The following is a 2,458-nucleotide window of genomic DNA, read 5'->3' as shown; positions in this document are numbered from 1 at the left end:
CATCGCCGCCGCCACCATTTTGGCCATCGTCGTCGCCGCCGCCATCGCCGCCGCCGTTCTGGCCGTCGTCGTCGCCGCCGCCATTGTTGTCACCGTCGTCGTCGCCGTCGCCGCCGCCATCGCCGCCGCCACCATTTTGACCATCGTCATCGCCGCCGTTGTTCTGGCCGCCATTGCCGCCATCGTCACCGCCGCCGTTCTGGCCACCATTACCGCCATCGTCACCGCCGCCCTGATTCTGGCCGTCGTCGCCTCCGCCCTGGTTGTCCTGGTTCGTTCCGAAGATATCTTCGGGCAGATTGGTCAGCCCCGTGTTGCGGGCAATGATTGCGGCAAAGCCCTGCTCTTCGACGATGTCGTAGAAGTCGAGGTTTTCCACGCGCTCGAGGTAGTAGAGGCGATCGCCCTCCTGAATGCGGTCCAGTTGCTCGTGCAGGATGACCCAGAAGGTCTGCCCGACGACGCCACCATTGATATGCTTCTCGGCAAGACCGCCAACGAACAGATCGACACGGTCGATACCCTTGACGATGCCGGTTCCGTCCGGCTGGATCGCGACATCGATGTCAGGATTGATCTGCTTGAATTTCGCGATGTCGCCTGGCTGCAGCACGAGATCAGGATAGGCCTGGCGGAACTGGTTGATCACGGTGTCCGAGAGGCCGTTGCGGGTCTGGAAGTCCTCCCATGAGGTGTAGGGCGTGAGGTTACCGGCAAAGCCGACCGCCTCATGCACATAGGGATCGGTCGATGCCAAGAGATCCGCGCGGATCTGGTTCATCGAGCCAAGACCGACATCCCATTCGCGGGCAACGTCGAAGGCAAACACATCGGCGCTGCTGCGCACCAGATCGTTGCGCACCGCATCGACAATATTGACATCGACCTCTTGCGCCGGCTGCACGACGCCACCGGCCAGAATGCCGCTGATCCCCAGCTGTTCATAGCCAGGCTGCGGCACATAGCCGGCAGGCAATGGGCCGAGGAAGGCGCTGGCGTCGTTCGTCGGGTTGAGGAACGCGTCGAACAGGGCAACCTGCGTCGGATGGCCTTGCGCATCCATCACGGTCAAGGTCTGGTCGATCAGCGAATGACCGAAGCGATAAGCCGCCGTCGCGAATTCGTGCGAGACGCGCGCATCGACATCGGGGTTGTAATCGTTGAAGCCATGCTCGCCGTCTCCCTTCATGCCGCCGAGCAGCTTGTCGGCGAACTCGGTGTAAACGACGCGCTGGTATTCCGTTTCATTGATCACCTTGGCGGCCTGGAAGAGTTCCTCGGCGGTGCCGGTGAAACCAGCCTCCAGGAGCCCGGCAACATGGAAGTTGTGATTGCGGGCCCAGATGGTGTGGATCGCCGTCAAGGCGATGTTCTCGTTGGCCCGGCCATCGCCGGCCACATAGTGATCGAGCAGGCTGATGAACGGGTTGGTATCGAGCAGCAGCGCAAAGCCACTGCCCATGAAGTTGGAGGTCATCTGCGGCAGCATCGCTTCGTTGATGTGACCGTTTGCATCGACCAGACCGGCGAAATAACTGCGGAAGGTGACGGAGCCGCCCGGCAATGAGGATGCCGTGAACACCGTATTGTTCGCCCAGTGATGCATGATCAGTTCACGCAGGTTGGGCAGCAGGTTGAAGGTCGGGTTGGACGGATCGGGCGCACCGGCCAGGAGCCGACCGCTGAACCCGCCGTGGCCGTCGCCTTCCCTGAGGAACTGACCGACGAGCTCATCGGAGCCGTAAGCCTGGTTCTGGTCGGCAAAGGGCGAGGTCTTGTTGAGATGCTGCGTCACGCCATTGGCATCGAAGCCGGAGACCGTTCCGCGGGTCAGATCCGCCGGATTGTCGGTACCGGGCGTATGTCCGGCGCCCGGCGCGCCGATCTGGATCGTGCCATTGCCGCCCTTCGGCAGGAAGTCGAGACCATGGTCGAAGTACTGGCCGAACGCAGTGAACAGGCTGTTGGCATGCTCTGCACTGGTCGCCAGGTTCGCCTCCTGAGCGCCGAGTGCATTGCTGATCGCGCGCGGATCCAGCCCGTTGAAGAGCGGGTTGATATCGCGGTTGTGGGTGCTGTCGTTGTAGTCCCCGAGATGCGCATCCGTGAGACGGATGAAGGGTTGATCCGCGGATCCGTAGTTCGGATGTGCGCGATTGTTGCCCGTACCTTCGAGATCGCGGATGCCGACGGCATCGTTGTCTTCGCCGCCCGGCAGACCATTCACGAGGTTCTTCAGTGCCGTGAGGTCACTGGCCGTCAGATGGAAGGCACCGTTGCCTCCCGGATCGTCATTGCCGCCTGCGCCGCCATCGCCACCGTCGCCGTTTCCACCGTTGCTGCCGCCACTGCCGCCACTGCCGGAGCCGGCCTCGAATGTCGGGGTGCCGGTGCTGGCGAAGGTGATCGAATGCGTTCCGTTCGACATCGTCGTCATGCCGTTGGCCGTCGTCGAGTG

The 2,458-nt window shown here is 62.5% G+C and carries 1 protein-coding gene; it reads right to left on the bottom strand.

Translation table 11 applies throughout. From position 1 onward, the window contains the following. Positions 1 to 2,458: peroxidase family protein (locus tag PMI09_RS09920; protein ID WP_007792069.1), on the bottom strand; the 2,458-nt coding region annotated here is incomplete at both ends.

The sequence above is a fragment of the Rhizobium sp. CF122 genome, assembly GCF_000282035.1.
GTDB lineage: Bacteria > Pseudomonadota > Alphaproteobacteria > Rhizobiales > Rhizobiaceae > Rhizobium.
Note: the sequence above shows the minus strand (reverse complement) of the source record. Positions and strands in the feature narration are given on the sequence as shown.